Here is a 26,946-nt window from a genome sequence, read left to right on the forward strand (position 1 = left end):
GGCTTAGAGCGGCTAAGTCCGCTCTAAATTTTATTCAAAATTCTCAAATTACAGGGCTGATCATGTCTATATATTTCGTCCAAGTTATCTCATCGTTACTGGGATTTATACTTTTTGCAGCGTTAAACAACGACAAAAAGAGCCTAAAAGCGCTGTTTTTACCATCGGTTTTGGGTATAGCAGCTGGCATAGTCGTTTTTAAGATCGCTAGACTCACGCTTCACGACGTAGGCGTGAAAATGGCATTTGATGCGGCTACTTTGGTATTTTTGCTAGTTAGCGCGCTTTGGATTTTTATCAAATTTAACCCTGCAAAGATGATAACGTTTTTCGCTCTCGGTGCGGGCTATGGTTTAACCTACGCTCACGCTAGCGCGAATTTTCCGGTATTTGCCGGCGAGCTACTCGATACGCAGTCCATTATCAGCCTATTTTTGATGATATTTGCGTTTTTGCTTTTACTGATTTTGTTTTTCGTCGTTTCAAATTTAAAAGAATGCCTATGCAAGCACGTCTTATGGACGCTTTCGCTTCTTTTTCTTGCAGTTTTGATAGTGCAGGCTCTTTCAAACACGGGGCTTGAGTTTATGCGAGCGGGCATGATACCTACGTATCCGTGGGCGCTCTCGCTCGTGGCTAAGGGCATTTACTATACGACCTTTTCGCAGTATTTTTTCATCTTTTTAGTTTTAGTTTTGGCGGTTATAAATTTCAAAAAACGCCCCGCCCCACTCGTAAAATCGGTCGTGGGCTCGAATAAATTTAGATTTAACAACGCGGCTAGAAATTTTATGGCGGCAAATTCAAAAAGTAGTGCGGCGATCGTCGTCACGGCTCTAATTTTTGGGCTTTACTACGACCTGCACGCATCTAAGCCGCCCGAGATCTCTGATCCTATCATCGTAGAGCCCGTAAACAACGAGTTTAAATTTGACGTCGAAAAACTCGCCGACAACGAACTTCACCGCTACGCCTATATAAACGACGAGGGCAGGGAGATAAGGTTTTTTCTTTTAAACCGCTTTTCAGACCGCGCTTCGCCGATCATCGTCTTTGACGCGTGCGCGATATGCGGCGATATGGGCTACGTTAAAAAGGGCGGCGATCTCATCTGCATCTCGTGCAATGTACGCATTTTCTTGCCGTCAGTCGGCAAAGAGGGCGGCTGCAACCCGATACCTATGCCTTTTGAATTTGACGGCAAATTCGTAACCGTAACGCTCGATACCATCCAAAGCGGTGCGAACTACTTCTCAAAAGTTGTCGAAAAAATGGTGCTAGATCCGGTAAGCCGCAAAAAAGTAAGCAACATCGGCTCGAAATCTTATTTATACTACAACAGGACGTATTTCTTTGAAAACGAAAAAACTCAGGCGGAATTTGAAGCCAACCCTGAAAAATACGTCGACACGAACGGGACTTTAAAATGAAAAATATGCAACTAAGGCTCATAAAAAGCTCGATCACCGGCTCGAAGGTGCAAAAAGGTATGGCTTTTATCACCATACTTTTGGCGACGGTTTTGATCGCTTGTATGCTAAATATCACGCTAAAAATCGGTGATCAGATCGCTAGCGAGCTGCGCGGCTACGGCTCAAACATCGTCGTCTTGCCAAAGGGCGAAGCGCTAGCCATCGAGATCGAGGGTAAAAACTTCACTCCGCTAAAATCGCAAAACTACCTAAACGAAGAGGATTTGCATAAGATCAAGGAAATTTTCTGGCGAAACAACATCGTGGCTTTTGCTCCGTTTCTAAACGGCGAGGTAAAGGACGCTAGCGGAGAAAAATATCAAATCACGGGCACTTGGTTTGATAAATTTGCAAACGTGGCCGACGAGCCCGAGTTTAAAACTGGCGTGAAAACGCTATTTGGTTTTTGGGCGGTTGATGGCAAATGGATAGAGGACGACGACGTAACAAACGTGCTCGTAGGCGAAAATTTAGCGGCAAAGCGAAATTTGAGCGTCGGCGGCGAGCTAAATTTAAACGGACGTAGCGTAAAAATCGCAGGCGTGCTAAAAGGAGCCGGCGAAGAGAGCTATAAGATCGTAACCTCGCTAAAGCTAGCCCAGGAGCTTTTAGGCAAGCCGGGGCAATACTCAAAAGCCGAGGTTTCAGCAATGACGATCCCGGAAAACGACCTCTCCGTCAAGGCCAGGCGAAATTTAGACAACCTAGACAGCGCCGAGTACGATATGTGGTACTGCTCGGCCTACGTTAGCTCCATAGCCTATCAGATCGAGGAGAACTACGCGGGCGTAGCGGCAAAGGCGATGATGCAGGTAAGCGACGCCGAGAGTAATATCGTGAAAAAAATCCAAAGCCTAATGGGTATCGTTAGCGTCATCGCGCTTGCGGTCTCCTCTATCGGCATTACATCGCTGATGACTAGCGAAATTTACAGACGTAAAAAAGAGATCGGCCTACTAAAAGCCATAGGTGCGAGCAACTTTGAAATTTACGCCCTTTTTGCGAGCGAAAGCCTAGTCGTGGCGTTTTTTGCGGGCATTTTGGGAGCGTTTTTGGGTTACGCGCTAAGCTACATAATCGCTTACAGTATCTTTGGCTACGGCATCGGCATCGCTTGGATCGTGCTTCCGCTTAGTATCGCTTTTGCGCTTCTTATCTCGATCGCGGGCTCACTCGTGCCGATGAGAAGCGTCGTTAAACTCTTGCCTGCGGAGGTGCTATATGATCGCAAATAAGGGCTTTTTTTATAACGTCATCTTTAAAAGTCTGCGCTTTGGCGCGGCTAGAGTCGGCGTCATCATCGTCTCTATCTTGCTTGGCGCGTGCGTGACGGCGGCGTTTGTAAACGTGTATCTAGATATCGATTCAAAAGTAACCAAGGAGCTAAAAAGCTACGGCGCAAACGTGGTTTTTGCTCCAGCAGACCCCGTTAGCGACGCGGTAAACGAGGCTAAATTTAACGAAAAGATCGCCAAAATCCCAAGCGACAAGCTAATCGGACAGAGCGGATACCTTTTCACGCAGGTAAACATAGGCCCAACGACTGCGATTGCTATGGGCGTCAAATTTAGCGATCTAATGCGGGTTAAGCCGTTTTTAGAGGTTAAAGAAGGTCAGGGCATAACGCTAGATTTTGACGAGAGAAACGCGCTAATCGGCACCGATCTAGCCAAACAAAGCGGATTTAAGGTCGGCGACGTGATTGAAGTGAGGCAAATCGGCGCGAATGCAGGCGAAAAGGTAAAGATCCGCGGCATCGTGCAAGACGGCGACAAAGAGGACTCGCTACTCATCATCTCGCTGCCTCTAGCGCAAAAGATAGCAAACGAGCCAAACACGCTAAACTACGCCGAAGCCGTAGTGACGGGCAAATTTGACTACATAAGCGAGCTTGGCAAGAGCCTTAGCGACGAGCAAATTTCGGTTAAACCAGTGGCTAAAATTTCAAAATCAGAGGGTCTGATTTTAGATAAGATTAAGCTTTTGATGGCGCTAGTTAGCTTTGTGATCTTGCTGATTACTTCGATGTGCGTAAACACGACGCTAAGCGCGATTTTGTTCTCGCGCTCAAAAGAGATCGCGCTGCTTAGAGCACTGGGAGCTAGTAAGAAAAATGTATTAAATTTGTTTGGCGTCGAGACCTTCGTTACGGCGTTTGCGGCGGCTTTTGTAGGCGCTATTTTAGGCTACGGCTTGGCGCAAATTTTAGGCTACGCGATTTTTGATTCGAGCATAGATTTTAGATTTATGAGCATACCGATAGCGATGGCGATCTCGCTCGTTTTTGCGGGCGTAGCCTCGATCTATCCGATCAAACGGGCGCTAGAAAACAAGATGGCCGATATTTTAAGAGGAGAATGATATGCAATACGCGATAAGATTAAACGGGATAGAAAAAAGATTCGGAGAAGTAAGGGCGCTAGAGTGTATTACATTTGACGTAAACGCCGGCGAGTGGGTTAGCATAATGGGCCCAAGCGGCAGCGGTAAAAGTACGCTGGTAAATATCCTCTCGCTGATGGATGAGCCCACAGCCGGCACGTACACGCTAGGCGGAGATGACGCTAGCAGGCTTAGCGACGAGGAGACGCTCAAATTTCGCCGCGAAAAGATCGGGCTGATATTTCAGCAGTTTCACCTCATCCCCTACCTAAACTGCGTCGAAAACGTGATGATAGCGCAGTACTATCACAGCAGCGTAGACGAAGAGGACGCTAAAAAGGCGCTCGAGCGGGTTGGACTAGGACACAGGCTAGATCACCGACCTAGCCAGCTTAGCGGCGGCGAGCAGCAGCGTCTGTGCATCGCGCGCGCTCTCATCAACGATCCTGATATCTTGATAGCCGACGAGCCGACTGGCAACCTAGACGAAGCAAACGAACGCGTGGTTTTGGAGCTATTTCAAAAGCTGCGAAGCGAGGGCAAAACCATCCTGCTCATCACTCACAACCCGGATCTTGGGCAGTTTGGCGACAAGATCGTCTATCTAAGGCACGGCAAGATGGAAAACATCCACTACGTGAGCGATGGTGAGCGTGCGGAGGCATGCGAGAGGCTAGCAAGCGAGCCAAAGGGTCAAACCGCCTTTGCGACGGTTTAAATTTGGGAAAATTATGATAAAAAAATATATATTTTTAGTTTTTGCGGCGGTGATGATCGCGGGCTGTGGAAATAGCGGCTTTGACAAACACCACATCAGCCTAAACTCGCCAAAGGGCGTAGATACGCACTATTTCCCCGAGGGCAGACGGCTCAAAACGGACGGCAAGCCTTATATGCTCTTTTTCTTCGGTACTTCTTGCGGCGCCTGCGTAGCGCAAGCCCCGATCGTAAATGAAATTTACTCCGAGCTTAAGGACAAATTCGGCGTTTACGGGATATTTGGACCCAGCCTTGGATTTGATAAAGATATCGACATGGTTAGGCAGCACCATATCGACTACGACGTGATTAGCGATAAAATTTCGGTCGATTATTTCAGCAAAGCAGTTGGCGGCGTGATGGGCGTGCCTGCGATCTTCGTCTTTGACGGCGAGGGCAATCTCAAAAAGCGCTTCATCGGACTCACTCCAAAAGCTACTCTTGAAAACGAGATCAAACTGGTATTATAGATTTACTCAAATGTAAAGATTTAGTAGTAAAATACACTTAAATTTGATCCTAAATTTGACCCGTCCGCGTTAAATTTGCGGCGGTCAAATTTGAGCTAGGAGACGCGAAATGAAACTAAAAATTTTCTCTATTTTGCTATTTGCGATTTTTTTCGTAGGTTGCGGCGAACCGCGCACGCCCGAGCTTTACGCTAGAAGCACGATGCCGATTTTTATCACTAACGGCGACGTGAAAAAAGCCCCTCGTAGCGTCTACGTTTACTTTAAAAACTCCTCAGGCTACGCAAACACGCTAGAAAATACCGTGCGAAACAAGTTACTGCAAAACGGCTTTACTCAAAGCATGGATCAAAAGAGCGCAGATATCGTAATAATGGGCGATTTTGCGAGCTTACAGCGCCTTGAGCGACGCGAACGCCCGCGAGTTTATATGAATATGGGATATGGCTTTGGCAGCTACGGGCGCACGCGAAGCATGGGCTTTGGCATGCTTTTTGGCGACCCGTTTGACGATGATTTTTACGATAGGACGGATTATTATCTTTATAGAGCCTATATCAGCGTGATGATCCGCGCAAACGGCAGCGAACAAAGGACAAATCTCGAGATCGAAAGCGGGCAAAATCTTTATTCGCCAAGTTATATAATCCCATACATAGAAGAAAAGGCAGCGACGCAGATACTTAGTTTCTTTTATCCTTAGCGGCTTGTCTTTTTGCCCTATACTTCGTTACTTTTAAATTTGGCTCGGTCATTACCTACATGGTAACTCCCGTCGCCAAATTTAAAAGTGCCTCGTCTAGAACAAAAATACTTCGCCTTATCGTTTTACGTTCAAATTTGAAGACAAATTTGCAAATTTCGGCTCCAAATTTTACCCATCGAGACCGCACCTTGAAAATGCTAATTTGAGTTTTTAAATTTAACGTATCGATTTAGGCTATTCTCTCTTTGCCTAAAATTTACTTTTATCAAATTTAACTTCGCTAGCGTCAAATTTGCCGTCGTATGCAAACCAAGTCGCGCAAAATTTATAAATCTTATCTTAACGAAAATCAAGAAATACTCAAATATTTTTCTATATAATTATGATACAAAAAATCAAAATTATCATAAAGGATACTAAATGAGACTAGCTATCAGTCTGGCTGCGGCTGCGACGGCGCTATTTGCAAACGGCGCAAATCCCGACGTCATAAAGCCGGTAAAGGATTTTACGCCTCCTCCGCCTTATACGCCAAACATCGCTCAAAGCGCGTTTGCTGAAAATCAATTTGACCGCACGCCCAGGGATGATTATTTTTTCGTGACGGATTTGCTTGATAATTCTATGGATAAATTTCACGTTGCTGGCGGATTTTACGGCAGGACGTTTTACGGCTCGGGACTTTTTAAGTACCGCGGCGCAAATTTCTACACGATTTTAAACACAAATTTCTCTAAAGCCAACCGCTACAAAGACGGCGGCGGCAGGGAGTGGAACTACGGTTACGCTAGGCAGGGGCAAAGCGCAGTCGTGGGCTTCGTGCCTAGCGAGCTAAGCGAGTTTAGATTTACGCTCGTGCACGATAACATCGACGACGACAAGCAACCTCACCACCTAATGGACGCTGTTAAAACCGAGCGATACGTCGGTAAATTTAACGCTCGCATCGGCGCGGAGGATCTATCAAATACGCTAAATTTCGAGCTAATGCTACGCGACGTGAGCAGAAATGCCGACAACTACCGCCTAAGAAGCGCGGCTCAGACGGTCAAGGTCGAGATAGATAGAAAAATCGTAGACGCCGAGCTAAAATACGACGCTGATTTTGGCGACTTTCACAATCTTGCGGGCATCAGCTATCAGCACGATAATCACGAGGGCAAAAGGTATCAGAGGCAGCCCGGCGGATGGGTTTTTAACGGATATAGGTTTGCCGACGTGACAAATAAACGAACGAGGATTTTTGATACGCTAAGCTATAAATTTAACGACTTTCACAAGCTTAGTTTAGCTCTAAACTACGACTGGATGAGGTCAAATTTAAAGGGATTAAATGAGCCTTATTTTGCGCCTGCCGCGCCGCTTCGGACGGTAAAGGGGCTTGTCCGTAGCGTTTACGGATATGATTTTGACGGTAGCGTCAAACAAGACGGGCTAAGCGCCAGCCTAAAATATGACTTCACGCCAAACGAGCTAGATAGCTACTACGCGGTACTTGAGAGCTTGCAGCGCATACCTGGCAATATGGAGCGATTTAACACGCTTTACGGTCCGATGAATAACGGCTGGGTGAGTAACCCGCTGCTAAAACCGGAGCGCCACAACCGCGTAAATTTGGGCTTTACTTACAAGAGTGAATTTTATAAAGATTACTTAAGTTCGCGTCAGGGCGAGGATAGCTTTAGCGTGGGCGGGCACTTTATCGCAGACGACGCGCAGGATCTGGTTATCTACGATCGCCGTCATGCCGCTTCATCCACACCGCCAATAAACAGAAACGCCGTCATCACGCGCAACGTCGACGCTAGGATTTACAGCGTAAATTTGCGCGGCGAGTATAATTTCGCGTGAAATTTCGGGCTAAAAACATCGCTATTTTACAACTACGGACAAAACAAAACTGACGGCAGACCACTCTATCAAATTCGCCCGTTTGAGGCAAATTTGGCCTTTGATTACAAAGACTACGCGAGCTTTGGCAGCTACAACATCGGCACGGCGGTACGCTACGTAGCAAAGCAAAATAGGGGAGATTTCGATAAAACCACCGGCTTTGGCATCGACAAGCGCGAAGCGGCTAGGAGCTTTACGACGATGGACGTTTACGGCGGATTTGAGTTTAAAAACAGCTGGGGCGTGAGGCTTGGGGTCACAAATATCTTTGATAAAGATTACGCCGAGTTTATCAGCGGCGAGCACGTAGGAGCGCTAGATCCTGCGGTGGTGCATGCGCCGGGGAGGGCGGTGTTTGTTAGCTTCCACTCTAGTTTTTAAAATTTGAGCGGCGGCTCGTCTCACGAGTGCTTTTTGTGGATTTTGTTAAAATTTGACTGGGTAGGCCATATGCCTTATCATCGTCAAATTTTAACTTCAAAACCCCAAAAATCATCTCGCGATACTTCGCCTTATTTTTTTGATTCAAATTTGAGGTCAAATTTACAAATTTTACTCGCCCAGACCCGCATCTTGAAAATGCAAATTTAAATTTGCGACGCTTTGCGTCAGCAAAGCAGTGTCGCTACCTCTAACGTGCAGTGGGGTTGGAGAGGGCTTCTGCGTCGCTGCGCTAGCAGCTGCAAGCAGACGGGAGAGGGTCTGCCTTTGGCAGTTGCGAGTGCGTAGCACGACGCAAAGGAATGCGACGCTCTACTTCGCTTCGCTCGTAGCTGCAAGCAGACCGTAAGTAGAACCCCTTCCTCTCCCAAAGTAAAGAGAAAGGTGAACAACAAAGGGAGCTATTTTGCTAGCTTCGCTTCGCCTTGTGCTTGCACTCTCTTTGAGAGCTGCTAGCAGAGCGTAATTCAAGCCCCTTTCCCCATAACAAGAAAGTAAAAGTTGAAAGTCTTTTTATTAAATTTTAAATTTACCGTCCAAATTTAATGAATCAAATCAACAAAAAAACAAGACTTAAATCAAGATTTTTGATTTAAATCTTGGGTATAATTATCAAAAATAAGTTGAGGCAAAGTCAAATTTGCCTCGAGTAAATTTAGCATTTTTGCGGTACGGGTCTGGACGAGTAAAATTTAACGCTCAAATTTATCGTTTAAATTTGATCGTCAAATTTGACGCCCGAAGCCGATCCGCAAAAGCGAAGCGAAATAAAATTTAAAATCTTAATATAAGGAGAAAGCTATGAACAGACGAGGATTTTTAGGACTTGGCGCGGCGCTAGGAGCGACTGCTTTTGCGCCAAATTTGCTTGCTAAAGAGAGATTTGACGTGTGGGGGATGCCCGCGATCCCTAGCACCATGCTAGCCGTGGCGAGCTTGCAAGGCGAGCTAACCAAAACTCACGACATAAAGCTAAGGATCTGGAACAGCCCCGATCAGCTGCGCGCTGGCGTGGCTAGCGGCGAGATGAAACTAACCGCGGCGCCTAGCAACGTGGGCGTAAATTTGGCCAATCAGGGCATGAATTTTGGCCTGCTAAACATCATGACTAACGGCCTTCAAAACATCCTCGTTAAAGACCCTAGCATCAAAAGCATCGAGGATCTAGTCGGCAAAAAACTAATCATGCCGTTTAAAAACGATATGCCAGACCTCGTGCTACGCGCCATCTGCAAAAAACGAGGCATAGATATCTCTAAAATCGAGATCAACTACGTCCAAACCCCGCCCGAAGCCATAGGGCTGTTTTTGCAAAAGGATTTTGACGCGGCCTTGTCGATCGAGCCGATGAGCTCGGCTGCGATACTGCGCGGTAAAAAAATGGGCACGGACGTGCGCGTTGGCTTTGAGCTGCCCGATGTTTGGGGCGAGAGCTTCGGCATCAAGCCATATATCCCGCAAGCAGGGCTCATCGTGGATCTAGACTACTATAACGCAAACAGGGAGGTTTTTGAGATATTTCACAAAGACATGCAAAACGCTCTAAAATGGATCCTAGAAAACAAACAAAGCGCGGCGCAAATCGGCGCGCAGTACCTGCCGGCTCCAGAGTCAGCGCTGGCAAACGCGTTTGAGCGTTCAAATTTGACCGTGACAAAGGCTAAGGATTTAACCGACGAGCTTATGAGCTTTTTTGAGGTGCTTTTTGAGCTAAATCCTAAGCTTCTTGGCGGCAAAATGCCTGATAAGAGCCTGTTTTTATGATACTCGTCGATAACGTCAAAAAAGACCGCGGAGCGCTTTTAAAGGTCGCGGACTACCTTTGGGGCGGCTTTAGCGGCCTTGCGACGATCGCGCTTATCATCGCGCTTTGGCAGATCGGCAGCGAGCTGGGAGGAGAGTTTTTACTCCCCGCTCCGCAGGCTGTTTTCGTGCGGGCTTACGAGCTTTTGGCCGACTATAAAAACAGCGAGATAAACATCACTCTCGTGCGCTCGCTAGTCGGTGTCGGTACGGCCTGTGCCATCGGTATCACGCTGGGGCTGGTTGCCGGAGCGTATAAAAGCTTTGCCGCGTTTTTAAAGCCCGTGATCACCACGCTGCTTTCTATGCCGCCTATTATTTGGATCGTTTTAGCTATATTTTGGTTCGGGTTTGGAAACGCGAGCACTATATTTACGATCATCATCACGGTTTTGCCGCTAACCTTTGCTAGCTCGATGGTCGGCATGATGAGCGTAAGCGAGGAGCTAAAGGAGATGTTTGACGCCTATAAACTAGGCGTTTGGAAAAAAATTCGCCACCTTTACGTTCCGCACCTAACTAGCCACATCATCAGCTCTCTAAGCGTCGCTGTGGGCATGGGCGTAAAGATCGTCATCATGGGCGAGCTGCTAGGCGCAAACGACGGTATGGGCGCAAAGATCGCAAACGCGCGCGTGATGCTAGATACCACCGAGGTGATGGCCTACGTAGTGCTTACTATCGCTATCATTATGCTTTTTGAGTATCTGGTTATCGAGCCGCTCAAGATCACGCTAATGCCGTGGAAAAGGTAGTTTGATATGCTGGAACTTCAAAATTTAGAATACGAAATTTTACGCGACAAGGTCGTGCGCGACTTTAGTTTAAAGGTCGGCGCGGGCGAAGTAGTGACGCTCTTTGGCGCGAGCGGGTGCGGTAAAACCACGATCCTGCGCCTGATCTCGGGCCTCATAGATCCTCGCAAAGGCAAAATAATCAATAAATTTAACAAAACCACCTATCTATTTCAGGAAAATCGCCTGCTGGAGTGGAAAAATGCGCTCGAAAACGTACTGCTCGTGATGGACGAGCCTAGTGAAAAGACCGTGCTACAGCTCTTTGCGAGACTTGGGCTAACAGAGAAAGACGCGCTAAAATACCCTGACGAGCTAAGCGGCGGCATGCGTCAAAGGGTTGCTTTCGTGCGGGCGATCGTGACGAAGCCTGATTTACTACTGATGGACGAGCCGTTTTCGGGGCTTGATTATGATATGAAAGAAATTTTAATCGACATCGTCACGCACCGCGTCGAGGAGGGTATGAGCGTCGTGCTGGTGACTCACGACAGGATGGAGGCTGCGCGCATGTCTAGTAAAATTTGCTTTTTAGCGAGCAAGGGCGCGGTGATCGAGCGCGAGCTGGAGCTTGACCGCACCTTTTCGCAGCGGGATTTTGCCTACGCTAGCGGCGTGATAGACGCAAATTTTAAAGGAAAAATTTATTATGATTAACGACTTTTTTACCCATCCGATGAGAATTTTTTTCCTTACGAGCGCGGTTTGCGCGGTGCTAGGCGGGGTGGTGTTTTTTACGCCCGTGGATTTTGTTAGCTGGCACAAATTTATCTTTTTGCACCTTGTTGCAGCGCTTGCGTATGCTGGATTTTTGCTAACGGGACTAACTGATTGGACGAATTTCGGCGGAGGGCTAAAAAAGCACGCCTACGTTATGTTTTCGTTTTTTGCGGCGAGTTTTGTTAGCGCATTTTTTAGCCTGTTTGCGGCACACTTTTTTATGTCGCTTTTTTGGGCGTATCTGGCCGGGCTTTGCGTTTATATGATCTGGCTCGACCGCAACGACGATCAGCTGGGCGTTTTGGCATTTTTGCTAGGCATTCTTGGCTTTGAGATTTATTATCTGCTTAGCGGTGAGGAGAAGTTTTTAAATTTACAAATCCATCTGCATGTTATCGCGATTTTGCTCGTATCTTTTCGCGTTAGCGTGGTGCTCGGCAAAGAGGCGCTAAACCGCGAGCCTGGCATGCAAGACGCGGCCTTTGTGCCAAATTTCGTTTATAAAAACATCGCGATCGTTAGCGTTTGCGCGTTTTTGTTAGTTAGTGTGTTTTTTGAGGGCAGCAAGGCTGTAAATTTCGCCGCGATAGCCTGCGGTAGCGCGATTTTAGCCAAGCTAAAAGAGTGGCACTACAAGGAGCTTTTGCGTCATAGCTTCGTGATTTATTACTACCTGATGCAGCTTTTGCTGGCGGCGGCTTATGTCGGTTATGGCGCGAGCGGGATTTTGGGGCTTGGGCTGGAGACAAATATGCTGCACGTCATCGCGCTAAACGGCATTATTTTTAGCATTATGCTTATCTTTAACATCGCTGGCCTGCGCCACAGCGGGCAGGAGCTTGAGTTTTTACGCCTTAGCAAGATTGCCTTTGTGCTCGTTATCGCCGCCGGCATTTGCAGGGGCTTTTTGGCTTACGTTTGGAGCGGATTTTATATCCATCTGCCCGCGACGCTTATCGCCGTAGCCTTCGCGCTTTGGTTTATTGATTTTTATAAAATTTTCAGAGATAACGAGTTTAGCGACGATCCGGAGTAGGCAGTTAGATTTTCATATTTATCTTTAAATTTGACTGCATTGTTGCAAGGCGCAGTTTTAAATGGCGTTGTCGGTATTTGGCATATTTGGTATAATGCGCCTCAAAAAAGGAGAAAAATGACGACGAAAGAAAATAAAAAAGGGGCGGTAAGTGCGATATTTTTGGCGGCGGCGCTGTTTGTCGCGGGTTGCGCTGGGTATTTTTATTACGGCATAGGTGGGACCGGCATTTTTACCATGGTCGTTGCCGTGATCTGCGCCGTTTTTTGCGTGAAAAAGATATTTCAAGTTAGCTTTTTGAGCATCGATGACGACGGATTTTTGGTGCAAAAGGGCGGCAAAAACGCCAAATTTTACTTTAAAGATATCGAAGAGATCAGCGTTCGCACGGTAGACGCCAAACGCAAAATCGACGTTTTAAACGTAAAATTTAAAAGAGGCAAACTAGACCGCGACACGGCTGATGGCCTCATGCAGCCTATCGGCGACGACGATGCCGTGATATACGATAAATACGAGCTTTCAAAGCACGAAGTTTTTAAAATTTTAAAGCAGAAATTTGAGGCGTTAAACGCGCAAAAAAGCGAAAATAAGAAAAAGTAAAATTTGCGCGAACGCAAAAAGGGACCGCCGTGAAAGAGGAATTTGAAATAGCCCGTAAAAGAGTCACAATCTACCGCATTAAAGCGCAAAATTTAACGCTAAAGGCGGATGATGACGGTTTGCAAAACGCAGGTGCACCGATAGTATTTTATAGCGCGTTTGCGAACGAAGCAGACGATATCGCGCGAGCTTTAAGCGAGCTTGATGGCGTAAATCTCACACTCGCGGCAGTGGGCGGACTGGAGTGGAGCTCCGAAATGACGCCATGGCCGATGCCTGCTCTTTTTAAGAAGGAGCCGCCTTTTGAGGGCGGGGCGGATGAGTATTTGCAAACGCTAACGCAGCAGATCGCGCCTGCCGTGCTGGCAAAAACGGGCGATGCGGCGTGGCTCGGGATCTCCGGGTACTCGCTAGGCGGGCTTTTCGCGCTTTATTCGCTTTATAAAACGCCTATGTTTACGCGCGTCGCTAGCGTTTCGGGCTCGCTTTGGTATAAGGATTTTCGCGAGTTTGCGCTGGGCTCGCATCTTGCGGGCAAGCCGGAGCGTGCGTATCTCTCGATCGGCGACCGCGAGAGCATGAGCAAAAACGAATACCTAAAAACGGCGCTAGACGCCACACGCGATATTGCCGCGCACTTTGAGAGTTCGGATGTCAGAAGCAAATTTGAGCTAAATCCTGGCAATCACTATGCAGACGAGATAGGGCGCACGGTAAAGGCTCTAGTGTGGTTAGTCGACGGTTAAATTTAACTCTAAATATGCCGCAAAATCGCCGTCAAATTTGAAAATTTAGCCGCAACAGAAGTTAAGATGGCGGGCTAAATTTGCTAACGGACGGCGTTAAATTTAAATTAGAAATTTGAACACACTATAATAAGGTAAAGTATCGCTAGATGGATTGTGGTCACAACTGCTAACAAAAGCAACGAAAATTATAAAAATTTAGGTGCAGAATTTTTCGCTTAGACGAGGCGAAATTTGATTTTTAAGCGGAGCGTATATGCGATACGTGAGCGTTAAAAATCAAATTTCAACGAAGTATAAGTAGAAAAAGGCAAGCCTAATAAGTCTAAATTTTAAACTTCGTATCTCTCTCCTGGCTTCATCTCTATCATCTCCCACGGCAACCCCTGCTTATTTAGCTCATCCATGAAAGGTTTTGCGTCAAAATTTTCCATATTAAAGACGCCTTTGCCGCTCCAGATGCCTTTTGTGACCATTAGCGAGCCTATCATTGCTGGCACGCCTGTGGTGTAGCTAACAGCCTGCGCGCCTGTCTCAGCGTAGCAAGCCTCGTGGTCGCAGACGTTGTAGATATAGACTTGGCGCTCTTTGCCATCTTTTAGACCGCGGATAACGCAGCCGATGTTTGTTTTGCCTTTTGTGCGCGGGCCAAGGCTCGCAGGGTCAGGCAGAAGCGTCTTTAAAAACTGGATCGGCACTATTTTCATGCCGTTATGCTCGACCTCGTCTATGCGTAGCATTCCCACGTTTTCTAGGCACTTCATGTGGGTTAGGTAGCTTTGTCCAAAAGTCATGAAAAAGCGAATTCTCTTTAGCCCTTTGATGTTTTTTACTAAGCTTTCAAGCTCCTCGTGGTAGAGCAGATAGCTATCCTTGACGCCTACTTTTGGGTAGTCCCACTTAAACATGATCTGCATAGGCTTTGTCTCGATCCATTTTCCAGCCTCCCAGTAGCGGCCATTTGCGCTAACTTCTCGTAAATTTATCTCTGGGTTAAAATTTGTTGCAAACGGATATCCGTGATCGCCTGCGTTGCAGTCAAGGATGTCGATCTCGTGGATCTCGTCAAATAAATTTTGCTGTGCATAGGCGCAAAATACGTTTGTCACGCCTGGGTCAAAGCCAGAGCCAAGAAGCGCCATGGTACCAGCGTTTTTAAAGTCACTATCCTTCGCCCACTGAAGCTTATACTCAAATTTAGCAGTGTCTGGGTGCTCGTAGTTTGCGGTGTCGATGTAAGGTATGCCAGCCTTTACGCAAGCGTCCATGAGCGTTAGGTCTTGATATGGCAGCGCGACGTTTAGAAGTAAATCAGCCTTTGTTTGCTTGATAAGCTCTACCACAGCTGCTGTGTCGTCAGCGTCGATCTGCGCGGTGTTTATCTGCACGCCAAGGCGATCTTTTATAAATTTAGCGATCGCATCGCACTTGCTTTTTGTGCGGCTTGCTAGGGTGATATTTGTAAAAACGTCCGAGTTCATCGCACATTTTACGGTTGCGACTTGGCTAACGCCACCTGCTCCGATGATTAAGATATTTGACATTTTTGGCTCCTTAAAATTTTAGTGATTTTATCCAAAGCTTATATAAAATTTGCTTTTAGTAGTTACAATAGCGCGAAATTTTAAGGAAATTTATGCGTCAAATTTTAATTTTTTTGCTTCCGGTTTGGCTGTTTGGGATGAGCTGCGAGGAGGCGATGCAGCTTACGAACGGTCACTAAAAATTTTGCAAAAAGGGCTCGGCAAAGAGTACAAAGGACTAGCAAAGCCCTATCATGGCGTGGCTAGCGCGCAGTCAACACTTGGGAGATACGATGATGCGATAGCGAATTTCGGCTCGGCGATCAGATGCTACGAGCTTGGCGGCGAGAAGATGCAAAAAGATCTGATGAGCTGCTACGCGGGGATCGGCGATACGCTTTATAAAACGGGCGATTTTGAGGGCGCATACGTAAAACACGCCGTTGCGTTTAGGATTTGCGAAGAGGTTTTTGGCGCTGATAGCGTAAATTTGCTGCGAGCGAAGTATTATGCGCTGATGGCTGGCGATCTAGCAGGGCTTGGCAATAAAAAAGAGGCGCTGCAAAACTGCGAAAAAGCTCTTAAAATCGCGAATAAAATTTTAGAAAAAAGTAGCGATAAACACGCAAAAAGCCTAAAAGCAGAGGTGGAAGCAAAGATAAAAGAGCTGTAAATTTAGCGATTGGATCTTGAGGCTGGCTAAATTTATGCCTCAAATTTGGCTCGGTCGTTGCTACTTGGCATTTAACCGCTTTGCCAAATTTGCCGCGCACGCAAACGCAAAATGCAGGTTGTACCCGCCGAGCATCCCCGTCACGTTTAAAACCTCGCCGATGAAATAAAGCCCGCGCACGCCATTTACGCCGCAGTCCGCCTCTAGCGCGTCCGTGTCTACGCCGCCTTTTGTGACTTCGGCTCGCTCGAAGCCAAATGTGCCAGCAGGCGCAAATTCGTAAGCAAATAGCCGCAAGATTTTCGTCGTTTCATCCGCTTTGTACTCGCCGTAAGGTTTGTCACTAAGCCCCGCCGCGCGCAAAAACTCGAGCGTAAATCGTCTAGGCAGCGGCAGGACGGTGCTGAGCTGTTTTTTGCTTTTTTGCGCGGTTTCGATGCTGAAATTTGGGCAAAAATTTATCGTGATCAAGCCCTTTTGCCAAAAAAGCGAAGCGTTTAGCACGGCCGGGCCGCTTATGCCTTTGTGGGTAAAAAGTATGTCGCCTGCAAATTTGCGCGGCGTTTTTAGTTCGCGATTTACAGCGTTTTTGCTCGAGCAAGCTACGCTAATCTCGGCAGGAAAGCAAACCCCGCTTAGATTTTTAAACCAAAACTCGTCTTTTTGCACGGTAAATCCCACGAGCGCCGGAGCTGGCGTGGTGACGCTGGTGCCAAAGCTCTGCGCTATTTTGTAGCCGATGTCGCTGGCGCCCAGGCTTTTGTAGCTTAGTCCGCCGCTAGCTACGACAAGGTTTTTGGCGTAAAATTTATCGCCGTTTTCGGCAACAACTTCAAAAATTTCGTTTAAATTTTGCTCGTTTTGATCAAATTTCATCTCAAAATCTGTCAAATTTTCATCGCGATTTTGCGCGGGAGAAACGTCTAAAATTCCGCCGTTTTCATCAGCCAAAATTTTCCTCGCGCTTTTTACGCAAACTCCGCAAAATATTTGTGCTCCGCTTTGTCTAGCGCGTTTTAAAAGTACGCTCAAAACGTCTTTTGCGCCGCTTTCGCAGAAAAATTGGCTTTGCTTTTGCTCGTTAAATTTTAGCTCGCCAAAAAATTTTAAAACGTCTTTGAAGTCTAGGTTTTTTAGGATATTTTTGACGAAACCAGCGTCGCCTAGATAGTTTGACGCGTCGATACGGCGGTTTGTGACGTTACACCTGCCGCCGCCACTAGCTAGGATTTTCTTGCCGGAAGTTGCGTTTTTTTCGAGTATGGCGACGCTTTTACCGCGTAAATTCGCCGCCAAAAATAGCCCCGCCGCGCCAGCTCCGATTATCAAAACGTCGTAAATTTTGCAAATTTTAGCCATCATAAAACCTTAAAATTTACGCGCGGCAAAGCTAGCTAAAATCAAAAGCTGTTTTTTAGCGCTAGGAATTTTTGCTCTTGCGCTTCGTCTAGTTTCATTTTTTCGTTGCGATTTACGAAAAGCTTAAAGATCACGTTGTGATCCGCGTCGTAAAAGTGCAGGCTGTGCCCGAGAAATCCCATAAATTTAGTGCTTACAAAGCCGATGCTTGCGATTGATTCTTCTTTTAGGTGGCCGCCCAAAAAGCCTGTTTTATCGGTGAAATTTAAAAATCCTCTCGCTTTTTTAGGCATAGGTACGCTCACTTTGATCTCGATGATAAATTCAGGCGTATTTTTGATGAAAAGCATCTCGCCCCAAGTACTGACTTCTTCAAAAATTTTCATCAAATTTTCTGCGCCGACTTCCTTAAATTCGTCATCGCCACGGTATTGCAGGATTTCGTATTCGCGTACGTTTAGCTGTTTGGCCGCATCGTAAACGGACATCTTTTTATCCTGGAAAAGCTCGTCTATTTGTTTTTTTAGATCGCTCATTTTTATCCTTTTTTGAGATTAGATTTTGATAATAGTATTTAAAAATATCTAAAAATCGGCTAAATTTACATGACAGGCGTCGTTGCGTTATCAAACGGCGCACGAGCCGAAGTTTTAGCGCTCGGCAGTGGATGGGTTTAGTAAATTTGCACCACCCGCAAAGCCTGCTAAACGCCTAAAATTCGCTTTATCTCCGCTTCGTTTGTTAGCTTGGAGTTGTATTTTACGACGAGATTTTGCGCGTTTTTATAGCACTCTACGACGCCTTTTTGCTTTTCGATCTCGGCTAGATCGGCGTCCGTGTCAGACGGCAGATAGATATTTTTAAAGATATTTGGATTATCTAGCCATTTTAGCGCGATCAGCCATACGACGCAAAGCACCGTCACGACGGCGGAAAGCGCGCTAAGACCGTAAAATTTAAGCAAAGTACCGCCGCCGATACCGCCGATGAAGCTTCCCATGTAGCCAAATGCGTTAAAGATGCCTAAAACCGCGCCTTTTTGGCTTACTTTGCTAAATTTGGACGCCATTGATTGCAGGATCGGTTCGTGTAGGTTAAAGCCAATAAAAAATATAATCACGCCCGCGTAAAACAGCGGCTTGTGTCCGAGCGAGAGCGCGAAAAGTCCGTAGCAAACGACGAAAAGCGATACGCCGATGACTAAAATTTGCTTTGTGATGCGCTTTGTTTCGCCGATCGCACCGCCGATACCCATCGCGATAAAGCCAAACACCGTCGCAACCGAGTAGATGCCGCTGAGGTCCTTTTTGTCCATGCCAAAATACTTCACTATAGCGATCGGAATCACGATAAAGGCCGCCGACATCAGCATTTTTTGCATGAAGTTGCTGATGTTCATGAGTAGTAAATTTCTGTTTGAGAGTAGCTTTACGGCCGGCGTTTTGGCCTGCGAGTGCGTAAATTTAGGCTCCTCGCCCACGGCCGTGTATAAAAGCACGATACAAACGACCGTAACCGCGATCGAGAGGTAAAAGAGGCTTGAAAGGCCGTATTTGGCGCTAAGTATCGGCGAAAGTATCATAGAAAGCGTAAAGCTAATGCCGATAAACGCGCCCATCATCGCCATCGCATGCCCGCGCACCTCCTCTTTGGTTATATCGCTCATCAGCGCGATCGCCACGGCTCCTATCGCGCCCGCACCCTGGATAAATCTACCAAAAATCATCGTGTAGATATCAGTCGCCACCGCGCAGATCGCAGCTCCAACGATAAAGACGAGCAGGCCTATTAGCATCGAGTTTTTGCGCCCGAAGCGGTCCGAGACGTAGCCAAAAACCACCTGAAACGTGATCTGCGACATCGCGTAAACGCCGATGAGAACGCCGACTAAAAACTCGGTCGCCCCCTCGAGCTCGAGCGCGTAGACGCTGATAACGGGCAAAATGATAAATAGTCCGAAAAACCTGCTGCCGATGATAAAAGATAAAGGTAAAGCGCTTTTTACTATCATAAATTTTCCTTTTTAAAGGAGTAATTTTACCCGAATTTTGATAATACGTAAATTAAAGCCGAATTTGATAAAATGTGAGCGGTAAATTTAAAAAATCGGCAAAGTTATCTTGCGATGAATTTAAATGTTGCGACGAAATTTTCGACCGAAGATAGAACATATAGTTCATCGAGGGAGGAAATTTCTAGCTCATTTAAAGGCGCGCAAGAGAAGCCGAAAAAGGAAAAATTTTGAAAATAGTTTTAGCAACATCCAACTCCGACAAAGTGCGCGAAATAAAAAATTTTTTAAAAGATTACGAAATTTACGCACTGCGCGAAATTTGCGAGCCCTTTGAGATCGTCGAGGACGGCGCGACTTTCGCCGCAAATGCGCTAATCAAAGCTCGCGCGGTGTACGCTAAGCTACGCGAGCTAAATTTGGCAGACGAGTTTATCGCGCTAAGCGACGATAGCGGCATCAGCGTGGAGGCTCTTGGCGGTAGGCCAGGGATTTACTCCGCGAGATTTAGCGATATGAACGAGCTGGGGCAGATAACTGGCAAAAGTGCGACTGATGCTAGCAACCGCGCAAAGCTGATCTCGGAGCTAAAAGCGCTAAATTTAACCAGCTCGCCTGCGTTTTATACTGCTTGTATCGCGGTTAGCTCAAATTTGGGCGACTTTACGGCGCACGGCTTTATGCATGGCACTGCGATAAACGAGGAGCGCGGCAGCAACGGCTTTGGCTACGATAGCCTTTTTATCCCGCGCGGCTTTACGCAGACTCTGGGCGAGCTAGACGACGCTACAAAGCTAAAAATCTCTCACCGCTCAAAGGGACTTGAGCTCATAAAGTACGTGTTAAAGAGCCTTGAGAGAAAATTTGGGCGCTAAATTTAGGGCGCGAAAGAAAAAGCAAATTTGCGCGGCAAAAACCTGGCTAAATTTGCCGTCCCTTAACGCTAGCGCGGTATAATCGCGCAAATTTAAAATTTGAGACGAAGATGAATCTGGTTTTATTCGACTTTGACGGGACGATCACGCGCGACGACTCGCTGCTGGAGTTTATCGCCTACGTCGTGGGATTTAAGAAATTTTTTCGGGGTATTTTTTGGCTTTCGCCCGTTTTGATCGGCTATAAGCTAAAAATTTGCAGCAACAACTACGCTCGCAGGCGGCTGATGACGTACTTTTTCGCGGGGATGAGCGCGGATAAATTTGCTCAAATTTGCAAAAAATACTCAAACACGCACATCGAAGATATCGTGAAATTTTCCGCGATGGCAAAGATCGCCGAGTATAAGGCAAACGGCGACAAAGTCGTGATCGTGACGGCGTCGCTCGAGGACTGGCTAGCTCCGTGGTGCAGGGCGCAGGGGCTTGAGCTACTGGGCACTCGTATCAAGAAAAAGGGCGGCGTGATAACGGGCGAGATCGACGGTGCCAACTGTTATGGCGCTGAGAAGGTGCGCCGCGTGCGCGAGGCGTACGACACGGATGCCTTTGATCGCGTGATCGCATACGGCGACAGCAGGGGCGATAAGGAGATGCTGGAGTTTGCCGACGAGGCGCATTATAGGGTGTTTGATTGAGTCGTAAAACCGTAGGACAATCTCAACCTGAATTTCTTTTTTGATTAAATTTACATTTCATAAAAATCTTTTTGAGCAAAATAGCGTATTTTTTAGAAGCGTTTTATGATTTTAAAGTTCAAATCGAGCAATCGTTCAAACGGTGTTTTGTAGTTTTTGTAAATTTTTAAAGCTTGTATATTTACCTCTTTGATGAGTCTTGCGATATTTAAAACCTTATTTTTTTGCTTATTAAGCGTGAGAAAAGGAGCTTTTCGGTACTCGCTGCGTTAAGGCTTCGTTTATAATAAAACCTACAGTGTTATCATTTTAGTATCCTGTCTCTAAAACGAAATGAATGTCTTTTGTTTATTCGAAATGTTGCAAAAATAGTAATTTGTTTTTTGAGAATACTTCTAGTTTGTGTCGGTTTTATTGCACCGATATTGCGTTGTATTTTAGCTCTTGCTTAAAAATCTTATAGCTGATTTCCTAGCTTTTTCTATTTTTTCTTCATTTTTGTTTTCAACTGAGGTAGATGATATCCATTTTTTACCAAATAAAATTTGGGCTGCTTCTACCATGATCCCGCAAGCGTACAGATCTTTTTCGGCTGAAATGCTTTGAATAAATGCGGTTTTTGTTTTGATGCGTAATATCTCTTGTTTGACTCGGTGAAAGGACATTTGCATGAGGCTCGCTGCCGACCATGCCCTACAAAGGCTATCTTTGTTGCTTAGCATCTCTCCCGTCAAGATATCTATCTCCTCTTGTCTGCCTATCCAGCCTAAGGCTATTATGAGCTTTTGGCGAAGTATATTATCGGCGTTCATAAAAGAGAGGATCTGCGGGATAAGGCGGTCGCAAAACGGTGCGTAAAAATCTCTATGCTTGGATCTAGAAAGGATCTGCGCCGCAAGATAGATAGTTGAAATTTTTAGATTTTGATCGGCTGTTTTGGTTAGCTGCTCAAGTAAAAACTCTATCCCATCTCCTCCATGCTTATCAAAGCTGCTTTCTAAATTTAGCCTCTTATCTTCTCGCCACTGCTTGCAGATGAGCTCATAGTGGTAGGCTACCTCGTCGCTGTCGCCTAAATTTGCAATAAATTCGATCCTTTTATTGTCTGGGAAATTTTCTTTTCCTAAATTTAAGTAGATTTTTTCAAAATCCGCTCTTGTAAGATTTTCATGGCTTATTCCCTGCTGCTTAAGCTCTTTTGAAATTTCGTCGGCTAAATTTGACATAACTTTATTCCATTTTATTTTAATTCGTTGCACATGTTTTATGTAAATATATTTTAAAATTAAATATGCATCATAAAATACTACAATGCCTTTTAAGTTTACAAAAATCTAATTTTATAATCTGTTTTTGGCTTTTTAACAGCAATCCCAATACATCCACGTCTTATCGAAATTCCTGTTTTTCAAATCGTCTTTATTGATAAAAAAATGAGCCGTGCCGGTATCGCCGAACATAATCTTATCATCGCTGTCGATTTGCAAAAGCGAAACATCATTCTTATGTTCTTGCCCGTAATCGCGCGGATCGGTCTGCGCAAAATACGAGTAGCCGCCTATCTTGTGCCCAGTGCCGTAAAATAAATCATCAAATGCTTCTTTTTGGGCAGATTCAAGCGTATCATAAAGATCCCACGGACTTTTTCCGTTGAACATACAGTTGCACCGAAAATCTTCGGTACCGCCGTACTCTTCAGCTTCTTTAAACTGCAAACGGTGCCCGCACCATATCGGGCAGTCTTCGTACAAATCTTCGGTTAAGAACGGAAAATCAGTTTGAGGCGGCGCGTCCGTATGCTCGTGGAAAAGTACTTTTATTTCTTCGCAATCGTACCACCCATCCGCCGAAACGAAAAACTGCATAATACCATTTTTGGGATAATCGTCCAAATGCGGAATTTCCGAAAAATTTAATTGCGCCCATAAAATAAGCGGCTTGCCATCCTTGTCTTTTGGATAGTCCGTACCGATAGGCAAATAAGGGGCTCCCAAAAACTTGGAACTTTTTATATTCGTTGTTTCACCGCTTTTTAGGGGTTCGGCAAGAATTCGGGCAGAACGCAGTTTGTATTTTTGCAGGGTGGGTTCGTACTCTCTTAGAAAATCCGGAAATTGTTTCATGGTTATACTCCTTAAATTTGGCGCTGGAGGAATTTACCCTGCGCCCCTAAGTTGCAAAACTAAATTTAACCTCAAATTTAAACCATTTTGAGCACTTCGACTATCTCGCCCTTTGCGATAAATTCGGTTTCTTTGGGGATGATTAAAAGCGCGGCACCCCCTGTTAGATTGTTTACAATCGCCGAGCTGCCCAGCTTTTTGCCGTCTAAATTTACGTAAATTTTGCCGCCCAGATTGACTAAATTTACCGCCGTAAACTCCAAAAACGGCGAGCGTTTTTTGTAATTTAATATCAAAGCGGCTAAATTTTAGCCTCTACCCACTCGCCTAAAATTTTACTAAAATCCTCTATCATCGCGGCAAAATCATACTCAAGCTTGCTTTGTTTGCGCGCGATCTGTTTTAGCGCCGTTAAAAAATACTCGCCTATTTTTTGCTTTTGCTTTGCGTGTGAAAGCTCGCTAAACTCGCGCTCAAAATATATCTGCGCGCCCGTTTTGCCCGTATCTTTTCTAAACGGCGCATACTCGAATCTATTTCGCAGATAGTAGCCCCCAGCACGGCGCTCCTCCTCGCTCATCATTTCGCGTATCAGCTCCCATGCGCGCTGCGAGCTTAGGCGCGGCTTATCGGGCGTGATGATGTAGTGTGTTTTGCAGCCGTCATCCGAGAAGCTAAATGCGCACGATAGCTTGATGTAGTTGATCGCACAGCCGTAAATTTTAGGGCGCATTTTGGCATTTAGCGCCGGTTGTAGATCCGCAAAGTGCTGATAGCGCGCGTGATGCGGACCGGATTTTTGGCTATCCAGTTGCGCTGGCTGTTTAATTTGACGTCTTGTATGTCCTCTTTTACTGGGCGCGAGAGCGTTTTGCCCGCCGCATCCGGGCTTTCGTGAAAGAACGTATCGCCGTCTTGCATGCTTAGCCCGGTTTTGCGTTTCGACCACGTAGCTTCTACAAAGCGCGGCTCGCCGTGCGCATTTAAAAAATAGGTCATCGCATAACCGTTGTAAAATTTCCCGCGCAGCGCTTCTAAGCTCTCGCGCTCGCCCCAGCCTATGATCGCTAGGCATTCGCAAATTTTAACGGCCCTGTTCCACTCGCTAGCGTTTTTATAAAAGGCGTAGCGGTCAAATTCGCCCAGCAGCCGCTCGCGGATTAAAATTTGATCCTGGGTGCGCAGAAAAATTTCTAGTTCGGCGAGGTTTTCTATTTCGTAAATTTGCTCTAAAATTTCACTCATTATCAACCTTTAAATTACTTAAATTTAAACCATTTTTAGCACTTCGACTATCTCGCCCTTTGCGATAAATTCGGTTTCTTTTGGGATGATTAAAAGCGCGGCGCCTCCCGTGAGGTTATTTACGATCGCCGAGCTACCCATCTTTTTGCCGTCTAAATTTACGTAAATTTTACCGTCGCGATTTACTAAATTTACCGCCGTAAACTCCAAAAACGGCGAGCGCTTTTTGTAGTCCTCGTCCATGATCGCCGTGATTTTAGGCTCACTAGCACCAAACCACGCGTTTAGCAGCACTCGCACGTAGAGCACGCACATCACTATCGCCGAGTACGGAAAGCCCGGCAGCGCAAAAATGTATTTTTCGCCCGCTTTTGCTACTTTGATGTGGCGGCCCGGCTTGATCGCGGCGCTGTCGATGATAATGTCGAAATTTTCGCCCAGCGCGCCCTTGACGAAGTCGTAGTCGCCCATGCTGATGCCGCCGGTGGTGACGAGCACGTCGGCTGATTTTAGCGCGCGGACGATGGCGTCTTTTACGAGCTCGGCGCGGTCGCGTACTATCTCGCACAGCACGGGTTCGCCGCCCATTTTGCGCACCATGGCCGCGATGCCTACGTGGTTTGAGCTGTGGATCTGCGCGGCGTTTTCTAGCGGTTCGCCGAGGTCTTTTATCTCGCTTCCAGTCGCCAGTACCGCAACGCGCGGCCGCACGAATACGCTAACGTTAAAGATCCCAAGCTCGGCTAGCAGCGCAGTCTCGGCGTAGCCTATCGTCGCGCCTTTTTTGATTAGGATTTCGCCTTTTTTGTAGCTTTCGCCCACTTCGCGTACGGCAAAGCCCTTTGCGACGGATTTTTTGATCACGACCTTGCTACCTACGACCTCGACGTTTTCGACCGGGATTAGCGTGTCGGTACCTTCGCTCATCAGCGAGCCGGTGAAGGTTTTGACGCATTTTACGCCCTCGACTTTTAGCCCTTTGTCGCTGCCTGCGGGCAGATCGGTGATGAGCTCAAGCTCGCTCAGCCCCTCTTGCCACGCAAACGCGTAGCCGTCCATAGCGGAGACGGGACGCTCCGGGTAGTTATCCTGCGCCGCGATATCTACGGCGATACGGCGATCAAGTGCTTGCGTGAGCGTGACCTTTTCCACGCGGTCCCACGGAGCCAGCGTAGAGCGTAAAATTTCAAGAGAGGCCTCATAACTCATAAATTCTTTCATTTTTTTCCTTTTTGATTCCCCGGCTCGGCTGGATTTTAAATAGTTTTCGGCTAGGATACTCGGGTCACGGACGACTGGTCCGCTCCCGTCGTATCCGCCGCAAACTATTTAAACTACACACAATCCGTCTGGAATATTTTTCCGATTTTACTAAATTTAATCGTAAATTATGCTAATAAGGCATAGAAGTTTATTATTAAGCCTGCAAAAAGCGTACAAATTTAGTTATAATAACTCTCAAATTTAAGCAAAGGACAAGCTTTGAATCAAATCGCTAAAACTCCACAAGACGTCGTCGCTCTACTTATCGAAAAAAGGAAAGAATTTACCGATCCCAAAGAATTTATCGTATCGTTTGGCAAGGATGAGCTCGGCGAGTTTGAAAAGCTAAACGGCGATATGGATATGAAGGTCGGCGACTTGCTTAGTATGAGCCAAAGCGTAGGAAGCTCGGTTGGCGAGTCGTTAAAGTCGGTCAAAAAATACTCCGCCGAACTCATCAAAGCAAGCGACAAGATGAAAGAGGGCGGACTGGGGGCGAAATTTATAAATTTCTTGCTCGGCAAAGACCTGGCCGCCGAACTAGCTAGCAAATATCAAAGCGTGTCAAGCTTGTTTGAAGAAATCACGGCAAATTTAAAACACTCCATAAATGTTTTAGAAGCTAGAAACGCCGAAATCTCCGAGAAGCAAAAGGAACTTTCACTCATCATCGAAAGCATAAAAGGCAAAATAGAAATTTTAAGCAAAACAGACGAGCTCATCGAAAATTTAGCGGCAAATCAAACAGACGAAGAGCAGAAAAAATTCCTCCTCGAAGAGGCGCTATTTTACATCCGTATGCATTTGCAAAATTTGCAACAGGTACTGGTCGTGATGCAGCAAAGCCTCGCAAACTACGCTACTATCAAACACAATAACTCGCTTTTGAGTTTCGCCACGCAAAACACGATCACAACGAGCATCACGGCGCTAAAAACCAACGTCTACATCGCAAGCGCAGCGCAAGAAGGCAAGAAGCAGTTAAAAGCGGTTTCTGAGATGGATAAGCTCGCAAACGACATCATCTTAAAAAACGCGCAGGACGTAAACGATACGGCAACGGACGTGATGGCAAAGGTCGCAGGCGGCGCGCTAGATAACGAGAACCTTGAAAAAGCGATAAATTTGATGATAGATTCGCTAGATAAGATAGAAAATTTCAAAAACGAGGCGCTACCGAAGATGAAAGAAAATATCGCTAAAATCGCGCAGATGAGCAAGACGCTGGAAAGCAAGGTAAATAAACTCGAAAAGATCGAGCAAAGCGACGTGTATAGCATAGAGTAGAGCGGCGCGAAGGTCAAATTTGACGCAAGGCGCGATGAATTTTGGGTTCTCTAGCGGTAAACGT

Annotated in this window: 27 protein-coding genes and 1 pseudogene; 18 read left to right on the top strand and 10 right to left on the bottom strand. The window is 46.3% G+C overall.

What is annotated here, in order from left to right; genetic code table 11:
* Positions 1–62 precede the first annotated feature (62 nt).
* From CSUNSWCD_RS00080 to CSUNSWCD_RS00145, 14 genes and pseudogenes are all read left to right on the top strand, one after another.
* Positions 63–1,430, top strand: a complete 1,368-nt coding sequence (locus CSUNSWCD_RS00080; protein ID WP_009492320.1) for a Fe-S-containing protein — start codon at positions 63–65, stop codon at positions 1,428–1,430.
* Positions 1,427–2,707 carry an ABC transporter permease gene (locus tag CSUNSWCD_RS00085; protein ID WP_009492322.1) on the top strand — a complete coding sequence of 427 codons (1,281 nt, stop codon included), beginning with the start codon at positions 1,427–1,429 and terminating at the stop codon, positions 2,705–2,707. The genes CSUNSWCD_RS00080 and CSUNSWCD_RS00085 overlap by 4 nt, the downstream gene beginning before the upstream one ends.
* Entirely contained in the window at positions 2,694–3,833 is a 1,140-nt protein-coding gene (locus tag CSUNSWCD_RS00090; RefSeq protein ID WP_009492324.1) for an ABC transporter permease, read from the top strand. The genes CSUNSWCD_RS00085 and CSUNSWCD_RS00090 overlap by 14 nt, the downstream gene beginning before the upstream one ends.
* Before the next feature lies 1 nt (position 3,834).
* Positions 3,835–4,572 (top strand): ABC transporter ATP-binding protein, encoded by a 738-nt coding sequence (locus CSUNSWCD_RS00095; protein ID WP_009492326.1) that lies wholly within the window; start codon positions 3,835–3,837, stop codon positions 4,570–4,572.
* Positions 4,573–4,585: 13 nt separating this feature from the next.
* Positions 4,586–5,083 carry a TlpA family protein disulfide reductase gene (locus tag CSUNSWCD_RS00100; RefSeq protein ID WP_009492328.1) on the top strand — a complete coding sequence of 166 codons (498 nt, stop codon included), beginning with the start codon at positions 4,586–4,588 and terminating at the stop codon, positions 5,081–5,083.
* Between the two features lie 109 nt (positions 5,084–5,192).
* The gene (locus tag CSUNSWCD_RS00105) at positions 5,193–5,786 is read left to right on the top strand and encodes a complement resistance protein TraT (RefSeq protein WP_009492330.1); all 594 of its coding nucleotides are present in this window, start codon (positions 5,193–5,195) and stop codon (positions 5,784–5,786) included.
* Between the two features lie 423 nt (positions 5,787–6,209).
* Complete coding sequence (locus CSUNSWCD_RS00110) at positions 6,210–7,640, top strand: TonB-dependent receptor (RefSeq protein ID WP_009492334.1); 1,431 nt, start codon at positions 6,210–6,212, stop codon at positions 7,638–7,640.
* A gap of 45 nt (positions 7,641–7,685) precedes the next feature.
* Positions 7,686–8,063, top strand: a pseudogene (locus tag CSUNSWCD_RS11590) (TonB-dependent receptor domain-containing protein); the annotation flags it as partial.
* A gap of 861 nt (positions 8,064–8,924) precedes the next feature.
* Positions 8,925–9,887: an ABC transporter substrate-binding protein gene (locus CSUNSWCD_RS00120; protein ID WP_009492343.1), complete on the top strand. Its 963-nt coding sequence runs from the start codon at positions 8,925–8,927 to the stop codon at positions 9,885–9,887.
* Positions 9,884–10,681: an ABC transporter permease gene (locus tag CSUNSWCD_RS00125; protein ID WP_009492345.1), complete on the top strand. Its 798-nt coding sequence runs from the start codon at positions 9,884–9,886 to the stop codon at positions 10,679–10,681. The genes CSUNSWCD_RS00120 and CSUNSWCD_RS00125 overlap by 4 nt, the downstream gene beginning before the upstream one ends.
* A 6-nt stretch (positions 10,682–10,687) precedes the next feature.
* Positions 10,688–11,377: an ABC transporter ATP-binding protein gene (locus tag CSUNSWCD_RS00130; RefSeq protein ID WP_009492347.1), complete on the top strand. Its 690-nt coding sequence runs from the start codon at positions 10,688–10,690 to the stop codon at positions 11,375–11,377.
* On the top strand, positions 11,370–12,476 hold the full coding sequence (locus tag CSUNSWCD_RS00135) for an NnrS family protein (protein WP_009492349.1): 1,107 nt from the start codon (positions 11,370–11,372) through the stop codon (positions 12,474–12,476). The genes CSUNSWCD_RS00130 and CSUNSWCD_RS00135 overlap by 8 nt, the downstream gene beginning before the upstream one ends.
* 117 nt (positions 12,477–12,593) lie before the next feature.
* Entirely contained in the window at positions 12,594–13,079 is a 486-nt protein-coding gene (locus CSUNSWCD_RS00140; RefSeq protein ID WP_009492351.1) for a hypothetical protein, read from the top strand.
* A gap of 29 nt (positions 13,080–13,108) precedes the next feature.
* Positions 13,109–13,825, top strand: coding sequence for an alpha/beta hydrolase (locus tag CSUNSWCD_RS00145; protein WP_009492353.1), 717 nt, complete (start codon positions 13,109–13,111; stop codon positions 13,823–13,825).
* Between the two features lie 332 nt (positions 13,826–14,157).
* Here the strand turns inward: CSUNSWCD_RS00145 and CSUNSWCD_RS00150 are convergent, their stop codons facing one another.
* Positions 14,158–15,369: a saccharopine dehydrogenase family protein gene (locus CSUNSWCD_RS00150; RefSeq protein ID WP_009492355.1), complete on the bottom strand. Its 1,212-nt coding sequence runs from the start codon at positions 15,367–15,369 to the stop codon at positions 14,158–14,160.
* Positions 15,370–15,418: 49 nt separating this feature from the next.
* Between CSUNSWCD_RS00150 and CSUNSWCD_RS00155 the strand changes: the two genes are divergently transcribed.
* The gene (locus CSUNSWCD_RS00155; protein ID WP_009492357.1) at positions 15,419–16,021 is read left to right on the top strand and encodes a tetratricopeptide repeat protein; all 603 of its coding nucleotides are present in this window, start codon (positions 15,419–15,421) and stop codon (positions 16,019–16,021) included.
* Positions 16,022–16,081: 60 nt separating this feature from the next.
* Here the strand turns inward: CSUNSWCD_RS00155 and CSUNSWCD_RS00160 are convergent, their stop codons facing one another.
* The 3 genes from CSUNSWCD_RS00160 to CSUNSWCD_RS00170 form a co-directional block, all read right to left on the bottom strand.
* Positions 16,082–17,380: a BaiN/RdsA family NAD(P)/FAD-dependent oxidoreductase gene (locus CSUNSWCD_RS00160; RefSeq protein WP_009492359.1), complete on the bottom strand. Its 1,299-nt coding sequence runs from the start codon at positions 17,378–17,380 to the stop codon at positions 16,082–16,084.
* Positions 17,381–17,421: 41 nt separating this feature from the next.
* Complete coding sequence (hutX, locus tag CSUNSWCD_RS00165; protein WP_009492361.1) at positions 17,422–17,916, bottom strand: heme utilization cystosolic carrier protein HutX; 495 nt, start codon at positions 17,914–17,916, stop codon at positions 17,422–17,424.
* 167 nt (positions 17,917–18,083) lie between these two features.
* On the bottom strand, positions 18,084–19,388 hold the full coding sequence (locus CSUNSWCD_RS00170) for an MFS transporter (protein ID WP_034964086.1): 1,305 nt from the start codon (positions 19,386–19,388) through the stop codon (positions 18,084–18,086).
* A gap of 233 nt (positions 19,389–19,621) precedes the next feature.
* Between CSUNSWCD_RS00170 and CSUNSWCD_RS00175 the strand changes: the two genes are divergently transcribed.
* Positions 19,622–20,266 (top strand): non-canonical purine NTP pyrophosphatase, encoded by a 645-nt coding sequence (locus CSUNSWCD_RS00175; protein ID WP_009492368.1) that lies wholly within the window; start codon positions 19,622–19,624, stop codon positions 20,264–20,266.
* A 110-nt stretch (positions 20,267–20,376) separates the two neighbouring features.
* A complete protein-coding gene (locus tag CSUNSWCD_RS00180) occupies positions 20,377–20,964 on the top strand; it encodes an HAD-IB family hydrolase (RefSeq protein ID WP_009492372.1) in 588 nt (195 codons plus the stop codon).
* A gap of 437 nt (positions 20,965–21,401) precedes the next feature.
* Here CSUNSWCD_RS00180 and CSUNSWCD_RS00185 read toward each other — a convergent pair whose 3' ends face one another.
* The 6 genes from CSUNSWCD_RS00185 to CSUNSWCD_RS00205 form a co-directional block, all read right to left on the bottom strand.
* Positions 21,402–22,190: a HEAT repeat domain-containing protein gene (locus tag CSUNSWCD_RS00185; RefSeq protein WP_009492375.1), complete on the bottom strand. Its 789-nt coding sequence runs from the start codon at positions 22,188–22,190 to the stop codon at positions 21,402–21,404.
* A 135-nt stretch (positions 22,191–22,325) separates the two neighbouring features.
* Entirely contained in the window at positions 22,326–23,087 is a 762-nt protein-coding gene (locus tag CSUNSWCD_RS00190) for a YwqG family protein (RefSeq protein WP_009492378.1), read from the bottom strand.
* Between the two features lie 77 nt (positions 23,088–23,164).
* Positions 23,165–23,383, bottom strand: coding sequence for a molybdopterin-binding domain-containing protein (locus CSUNSWCD_RS00195; RefSeq protein ID WP_009492380.1), 219 nt, complete (start codon positions 23,381–23,383; stop codon positions 23,165–23,167).
* A gap of 5 nt (positions 23,384–23,388) precedes the next feature.
* Complete coding sequence (locus CSUNSWCD_RS11495) at positions 23,389–23,820, bottom strand: hypothetical protein (protein WP_009492383.1); 432 nt, start codon at positions 23,818–23,820, stop codon at positions 23,389–23,391.
* A gap of 8 nt (positions 23,821–23,828) precedes the next feature.
* Complete coding sequence (locus CSUNSWCD_RS11500) at positions 23,829–24,332, bottom strand: hypothetical protein (RefSeq protein ID WP_009492385.1); 504 nt, start codon at positions 24,330–24,332, stop codon at positions 23,829–23,831.
* Positions 24,333–24,356: 24 nt separating this feature from the next.
* On the bottom strand, positions 24,357–25,553 hold the full coding sequence (locus CSUNSWCD_RS00205) for a molybdopterin molybdotransferase MoeA (protein WP_009492387.1): 1,197 nt from the start codon (positions 25,551–25,553) through the stop codon (positions 24,357–24,359).
* Between the two features lie 261 nt (positions 25,554–25,814).
* Between CSUNSWCD_RS00205 and CSUNSWCD_RS00210 the strand changes: the two genes are divergently transcribed.
* Positions 25,815–26,882 (top strand): toxic anion resistance protein, encoded by a 1,068-nt coding sequence (locus tag CSUNSWCD_RS00210; RefSeq protein WP_009492388.1) that lies wholly within the window; start codon positions 25,815–25,817, stop codon positions 26,880–26,882.
* The last annotated feature ends 64 nt before the right edge of the window (positions 26,883–26,946 follow it).

The organism is Campylobacter showae CSUNSWCD (assembly GCF_000313615.1).
In the GTDB taxonomy this organism is placed as follows: Bacteria; Campylobacterota; Campylobacteria; order Campylobacterales; family Campylobacteraceae; genus Campylobacter_A; species Campylobacter_A showae_A.